Annotated in this window: 6 protein-coding genes; 3 read left to right on the top strand and 3 right to left on the bottom strand. The window is 58.2% G+C overall.

The annotated features are described in order from the left end of the window. Positions 1 to 103: 103 nt before the first annotated feature. Complete coding sequence (locus E1297_RS05680; RefSeq protein ID WP_155135095.1) at positions 104 to 1,171, bottom strand: hypothetical protein; 1,068 nt, start codon at positions 1,169 to 1,171, stop codon at positions 104 to 106. Positions 1,172 to 1,397: 226 nt separating this feature from the next. On the opposite strand from E1297_RS05680, the gene E1297_RS05675 reads away from it, so the two are divergent. Further along, a complete protein-coding gene (locus E1297_RS05675) occupies positions 1,398 to 3,680 on the top strand; it encodes an ATP-dependent RecD-like DNA helicase (RefSeq protein ID WP_196223206.1) in 2,283 nt (760 codons plus the stop codon). Here the strand turns inward: E1297_RS05675 and E1297_RS05670 are convergent. Next, positions 3,677 to 4,210: a hypothetical protein gene (locus E1297_RS05670; protein WP_155135089.1), complete on the bottom strand. Its 534-nt coding sequence runs from the start codon at positions 4,208 to 4,210 to the stop codon at positions 3,677 to 3,679. The two genes, E1297_RS05675 and E1297_RS05670, sit on opposite strands and share 4 nt — an antisense overlap. A 130-nt stretch (positions 4,211 to 4,340) precedes the next feature. Here E1297_RS05670 and E1297_RS05665 point away from each other — a divergent pair, with 130 nt between their 5' ends. Then, positions 4,341 to 5,255: a 5'-nucleotidase gene (locus E1297_RS05665; protein WP_196223205.1), complete on the top strand. Its 915-nt coding sequence runs from the start codon at positions 4,341 to 4,343 to the stop codon at positions 5,253 to 5,255. 21 nt (positions 5,256 to 5,276) lie between these two features. Here E1297_RS05665 and E1297_RS05660 read toward each other — a convergent pair whose 3' ends face one another. Then, positions 5,277 to 6,245 (bottom strand): hypothetical protein, encoded by a 969-nt coding sequence (locus E1297_RS05660; protein ID WP_155135083.1) that lies wholly within the window; start codon positions 6,243 to 6,245, stop codon positions 5,277 to 5,279. Between the two features lie 141 nt (positions 6,246 to 6,386). On the opposite strand from E1297_RS05660, the gene E1297_RS05655 reads away from it, so the two are divergent. After that, the gene (locus E1297_RS05655; RefSeq protein WP_155135080.1) at positions 6,387 to 6,854 is read left to right on the top strand and encodes a hypothetical protein; all 468 of its coding nucleotides are present in this window, start codon (positions 6,387 to 6,389) and stop codon (positions 6,852 to 6,854) included. Positions 6,855 to 6,989 lie beyond the last annotated feature (135 nt).

Genomic DNA, 6,989 nt, shown 5'->3' with positions numbered 1-6,989 from the left:
GCTTGCGCTTCGCCAAAATCCCCGTCCTTCGTGACGGGGAAGACGTTAAAATCGTCCTTCGTGGCGACGCGACGGTCCCCGACTTAAGGAGGCCATAAACGTCTCAGGAGCGATGATCCAGCTTCTTCTTTAGCTCGCTGATGCTTCCGACCCCTGCAATGGATCCCGAACTCAAAACATAAAATCCGAAGACACCCATGAGAATAAGAGCGACACCCGCGAACGACGTGATCGCCGGGACCGGCGTCCAGTCGAGATAACTGTTGATCGACAAAGTTATGCCCGTCACGCAGGACGCGATGAAGACAAAAAGGCTCTTCGGGGTGCCGCCAAACGCTCCCGCGAACGACAGAATGGCAAGCGTCGCCAGGAGCGCGAAGTTATCCACGTACCTGAGTTCCGCCAAGCCCTCCTGATAGAGCTGAAACTGCACGGCGATCACGCCGATGCCCACGATGCCCGAACACACCATCACCGTCTTCGTTAATACTCTGGGGCCGTCCAGGTCGCGCATATTGCCCATCAGGAAAAACAGAAGAGCCATAACAGCCACGGGAACGCCGAAGCCAATGCCAAGGGCAGTCCCGCCCACCGGAGTGGTGTCGTCCGGTAGCCACGTCTCCGGCACCGTCAGGAAGCTTGCACGATCGCGGAGCTCGGAGATTCTGGTGTCAAGCTCGACCCACCTGGAACGAAGGTTCATGGAGGCGGGGGCGAGGTAATAGGCAGTCAAGAGGCACTCCGGGGTCATCCTGACACGCATCTGTCCGACAAGGGCGGTCCCAACCCGGTCGACCTCGTCCTGCTCGATGATACGGGTCGCGACCGGATCAAAAGGATAGACGGAATAGTCAGCCCAGCGACCGCGGCTCACGACGCCGTTGACGAAATTGCGGGACTGCTCTTCCAGGAGGCTGACGTAATCGCTCCGGGAGACCTCGCCAACGGGCTGCGCGGGGGAAACAGAGAAGGTGGCTACGATGCGCGGATCGTCGACGTGCTGGTAGGAGACCGAATACTGCGTCGAATCCTGAGAGGCAGTCATGCGTTCCGAGAAATAGGGAGATGTCCTCAAGATGTGTTCCGGCGTGAGTTCGCAAGCCGCATGAGCCGCCGGGACCAGAGTGAAAAGAAACAGGAACGCAGCGAACAGCTTGCGAATGGAAATCATGTTGGACACACCCCGCGTGAGTTGAGACTTGGAAAAAATGATAGTCTCGTTCGGCACCGGCGATACTGCAAAAGCAAGAATCCGAGAAAAAGGTTGATTGAATCCTTTAGAAGTTGCATTCTTCCTGTCGAATGAGACCCACGGTCAAGGATTTTAAATGACAACAGCACCGAGGAAGCCTGAGTTCTGGGTGAGAGCAAGCGCGCCCACGGTGCTTGGAAGGGTTATGAAGGATCCCTCCGCCCAAAACTCGCACCCAGAGCCCCGCGAGGAAAACGGAGGATCCTTCGTCCCTCGTCATCGTCTCCCGTCCCGGATGCCAATCCAGCGTGCCGAGACGAAGCAGGTGGAAATCACAGGGAAGGTCTCGAAGGTCATCTATTCCTCGAACGACGGATCCTTCAACGTCTACGCACTCAAGGCAAATAACGGCGAGAACGTAAAGATCACGTCGAAATGCGCAATCACCGCGAAGCAGGGCGACCAGATCTCCGTTAAGGGGGAATGGAAAACGTACAAGGGACAGCCGAGCTTCGTGGCCGTCATGCTCATGCACAACATCCCCAAGGGGGCTCGCGGTTTCATCACATGGATCAAAACGGGGGCCGTGCCGGGCGTCGGAGCGAAGACAGCCGAACGCATCGCCAAGCATTTCGGAGACAAGATCACGCAAGTGGTGGAAGAGCCGGAAGAACTCATGAAGGCAGGTATTCCGCGCGCACGGGCCGAGGCGATCTCTGACGCGTGGATCAGCAACGCGTCTCAGCCGGAACTCGTCGAATTCCTCGGAAATTTCGGCATCGGGGAAATGACCATCGCCAAGATCGTAAAGAGATACGGCGGCGCATCGCGGCGCATCGTCAAAGACAATCCCTGGCAGCTGGCGGAGGACATACAGGGCATCGGGTTCCCGACCGCCGACGCGATCGCGGTCGAGGCCGGGCAGGACATGAGGAGCGAGAAGAGAATTCTCGCCGGCATCAACTTCGCAATGAAACAGGCCGTCGAACGCGACGGGCATTGCGGACTGCCGAGAGAGGGCTTGCTATCCGCCGCGTCTCAGCTGTTGTCGCTCGAGACAGACAACATCGCCGAACATTTCGAGAAGGCCGTGAACGGCAACAAACTCATCTTCGACGAGATCACCTCCCTCGTGTGCCCCGTCATGATGCTTCGCAACGAGGAGGAACTCGCCGACAAGATCCTCCAGATCATGGAGGAAGGCGACATCATCGCCGAGGAGGACGCTCGGGACGCCGTGGAACGCACCGTGACGAAGCTCGGCGTTCAGCGCGACGAGGGCCAGATGGAGGCGGCCGTTCAGGCCGTCATGAATCCCGTTTTCATCATCACAGGCGGTCCCGGAACGGGTAAGTCGACGACACAGAAAATCATCGTCAACGCGCTCGAGAGCCTTGGTCGAAAGAAGATCCTTGCGGCCCCCACGGGCCGTGCCGCGAAGAGACTGTCGGAAGTGACCGAAAAACCAGCCGGAACGTGTCACCGGCTGCTTCAGTACGACGGAGAGACGGGCGGATTCATCCATGGGATCGGCAATCATTTCGACGAGGACAGGGTCATCGTCGATGAGTTCTCCATGGTCGATCTCAACCTCGGAAAAAGCTTCTTCGACGCCATTAAGCCCCAGGGCGGCATTACCATCGTAGGCGATGTCGATCAGCTTCCTTCAGTGCGCGGCGGACAGGTTCTACGCGATCTCATCGAAAGCGGGGCTGTCCCCTACGTCCGTCTGAAGAAGGTGCACAGACAGGTCGGAGACAGCGGCATCATCACCGCAGCCACCCGAATCATCTCCGGTGAAATGCCGGTGAAGCCGGACGAGACGCTGAAGGGCTTCAAGTTCGAGCCAATCTCCAATCCGGACGCTATCCGCTCTCGCGTTGTCGACTTGGTCACGGAGATCCTGCCGAAGCACGGGTTCGACCCGATGAATGACGTTCAAGTGCTCGCAGCCATGAGAGTTGGCGACCTCGGCATCGAGGCTCTAAACGCGCAGATCAAAGCACGCCTCAACCCGGCTACTAACAAGAATTCCGTCACCATCAAGGGGCGCACCTTCTCAACCGGAGACCGCGTCATCCATGTTCGCAACGATTACGAAAAGAACGTCTTCAACGGCGAGGTCGGAAAGGTCACCTTCACCGGAACCGCAGCGGACAAGAACGGCGCGAAGAAACCCATCGTCAAGGTCGACTATTCTGGCTTCGAGGCATGGTACGACGGCGATACAATCGACGACATCGAACTCAGCTACGCGCTGACCGTTCACAAATCTCAGGGCTGCGAATTCCCGGCCGTGGTTATGGTGTGCCCCTTCTCTCATCGCAACATGCTTGGCCGCAACCTCGTCTTCACGGGCGTCACGCGCGCGAAGAAGGTCTGCGTCATGGTCGGTGATCGTGACGCAGTTGCGGGAGCCGTGTCCAAGACAGGAATGACTGACAGATATACAACCCTGAAGACGCAGTTTTCCGAGGAAAGGGACTAACGACCGGAGACGCTCTCACCGACCCAGGTCAGAACCGTCGTTCCGGTGTTCTCGATGAACGTCCATGCCGTCTCCATCTCGGCAAGCTTCTTGGCGTAGCCTTCAGACTCCACGCCGACCGTCGAGGCGGTTACCAAGGCTTCTCCGCGCAGTGTGAAGGCGACAACGGAGGCTCCCGCGAAGAGTTCGGCGGATCTCAGGACCCCATCGTCGGGAGCGAAACCGTCACTCTCGGCAAGGCGGGCGAGACACCCCTCCATGCGGTCGAGGTGAGAAGCGGCCGTCACGGCGTTCGCATGCGCGCTGCGGAAGGCGTGCTCGACCCCGGCCCGCCGGAGGATATCGGTTTCCATTTCCTCCCGAATCAAGGCAAACACGGAAGAAACACTTCCGTCGACGCAGGACAGATCGGCACGGATTTCCCGAGTGAGGGGTGGCGCTATCAACACGCCCTTCAACACCGTCACGACGCATACGATTCCAACCAGCGCGAGTCCGGCGAGCCGTTTCAGGGAAATGGAATTCGACATGCATACGCTCCGTTAACGAAGGGCCATGGAATACGGTACATCGTCGCGTGGAATTCGCAAGAAAAGATTCATTTTGTTGACACCGCGAATCCTTGAGAGTACTGTTCGCGCCAAGCAGGAGATGCCGGACGTGCAAGATTCAAAATCAACACCCCTCAGAATCGCCGTATCAGCTCGGTCCCTTTTCGACCTCGAAACCTCCCATGCCGTCTTCGAAACGGAGGGGTTGGAGAGCTACACCAAATTCATTCGCAAGAACGAGAGGAAACCCCTTTCTCCTGGACCTGCGTTCCCCCTTGTCAAGGCGCTCCTTCGGGCAAATCGCACGATCCGGGGGGAGGAATCCCTGATCGAGGTCATCATGGCATCGGGCGTCCATCCGATCATGGGCAACTGGATCGTCAACTCGATCGAGCATCACGATCTTGACATCCCGCGCTCAAGCTTCACCTCCGGCGGCTTCATTCTACCTTATCTTCAGGCGTTCGGGGTGGACATGCTCCTTTCCAAGTCCATGGAAGACGCTCAGAAGGCCATCAACGTGGGCATGGCCGCAGCCGTCATGTACGACACGGAGATGTCCGACGAACTGCTCGCGGACGAAGGGGCTATAAGGATCGCGCTCGACGGGGACTCTGTGATCTTTTCCGACGAATCCGAGCGCATCTATCAGGAAGGCGGTCTGGAGGCATTCCAGAGGAACGAAACCATGAATGCCCACGTTCCGATGAACGAAGGACCGTTCGCACCGATCCTGAGAAAGATCGCCCGAATACAGAAAGTCACGGCGCCGGACCACAGGCCTTTTCGCATCGCGCTCGTCACCGCACGAGGTGGGCCGTCGCGAACCCGGGTCTTCAATACGCTCGATGCCTGGGGCATCGAGGTCGATGAGGCACATTTTCTGTCCGGGTTCAAGAAAAGGCAAATTCTGGCGGCTTTCAGCCCTCATCTTTTTCTCGACGACCAGCACACGCATGTTGGTCCGGCGGCGGAACTCATGCCGGCAGGCCGCGTCCCTTACCGCACGGAATCCGCGGCTTAGGAACAAGAAACACGCTTGAGGTTACATGCCGGGACGCGTCGCGCGGCCGGAGCGCCTAGGGCTACGGGCAGGACGTTCAGCGATAACCGACGCAGCAGGAACGGAGTCCTCTTCCGAAGTCCTATCTGATGCCTTCGGCTCATCCAGGATGTCTTCGTCCGAGGGTTCTGTAGTAGACGCAACAGCTTCTTCCGGCTCCGAAGTCACCCTGGGGTCCGGAGATGCGGCTAATTCCACGTAAGTCTCATGAGCCTCATCTTTAGCCTCCGGAGCCGTTTCGGTCACATCCTCGGGCTTTGCTTCCTCGCTCATGCCTGATGTCGGCTCCGGGTCGCTCGGCGGGGCACCATTAATCTTGTTGTCGGCCCTGTAATGCTCGGCGGCTGTTCTTTCAGGGTTATCCTTGGGTTCGGTGTCGATCTCAGGGGCAGGGGAGGCGGAAATATCCTCACCGAAGATCTCGTCCGCGGATGGAGTATGGTCTAGTTCGGCATCCATCTCCGGAAGATCGAGCGGGAAATGACCAAGATCGGCGACCAGCTCGGCCACCTTGCGGTACGCCTCCTCAATCTTACCATCGGCACGCAGGGACTCGGCTTCTCGGATCGCCTTGTTGGACTGACGACGAATGCGGTTGAGTTCCAGGTCGCGGCCGGTAACAGGGCCAAAGCGCGTCGTGTAAAAGCTGCGCATGGTGCGAGTCTCACCATCCTTCGTGAACTTGCGATCCCGCCAAGTTCCCTCGAGCTCGTAGATCGGCTTTTGCGTGCCGATATCTTCTCCCGGGGCCAAGTTATCCTTGATCTGCCCGGCGATCATATCAGCGTTCTTGCCCCAGACGTAGGCGCGCGCGAAACGGCCGCGACCGTCGGTACCGACAAGGCGAACATACGGCTTTGCCGGGTGCCCGTCCTTGGGTGTCGTCTTGTACGCGTCCATTCCAATGACTTCCAGAAAAAGTGTCGTCGTGGCCCTGGTTTCGGTCGACATGTCGTCAAATCTCCAATCGTTTGGAAATATCTTTCGGGGTGCGGCCGCAAGAGGCAAGCGCAAAGAAACGAAGCCTTGCGCCCGTCGCGCGGCGGTGTTCTTATTTAAATGAAGTATTCGACGACCGGAGGAATTGAATCCATGAAAGCACTCGCGGCGGCCATCGCCCTGACGCTCTGCTCATCTGCAGCGGCGTTCGCCGAGACCCACAAGGACTGGGAGACCGTAATCGAGGATGGGCGCTGCTGGGCGTTCACCAAGCCGACGGTCACGAACGGCGAGATCGAGGAACGGAAGAACGGGCAGGTCACTATCCTGAACCAGCCGAAGGAAGACACCCGGGGTGCGATCCTCATTGAGGCGGGGCATGACGCAAATCTTTGGGATGTCGATGTCGTCGTGGACGGCAAGAGGTTCGATTTCCTGCCGTTCGAATCAACCGCCTTCATTCAATCCGGAAAACCTGAGGGTCGGGTTATTTCCGCGATGAGGAGAGGCGAGAGCATGACCGTCACCTGGCGCACTCCGAACGCAGGTATGATCACAGAAACCTTCAGTCTGATGGGATTCAGCGCCGCTAAGGCGGAAATTGACCGCAAGTGCCGCTGATAGCCGAGCTTGGATCCGACCGGTTCTGAAAGACGATGCGCCGGGCATATTTCGCCCGGTGCTTTTGTGTCGTGTGCAAAACCTTGTCGTAAGCTAGCGCATGCAGGTTAACGTCTTCCCCGCCCTGAAGGACGG

This window comes from Roseibium sp. RKSG952 (genome assembly GCF_009711355.1).
The sequence above is the reverse complement of the archived record's forward strand: the minus strand, read 5'-3'. Positions and strand labels throughout refer to the sequence as shown.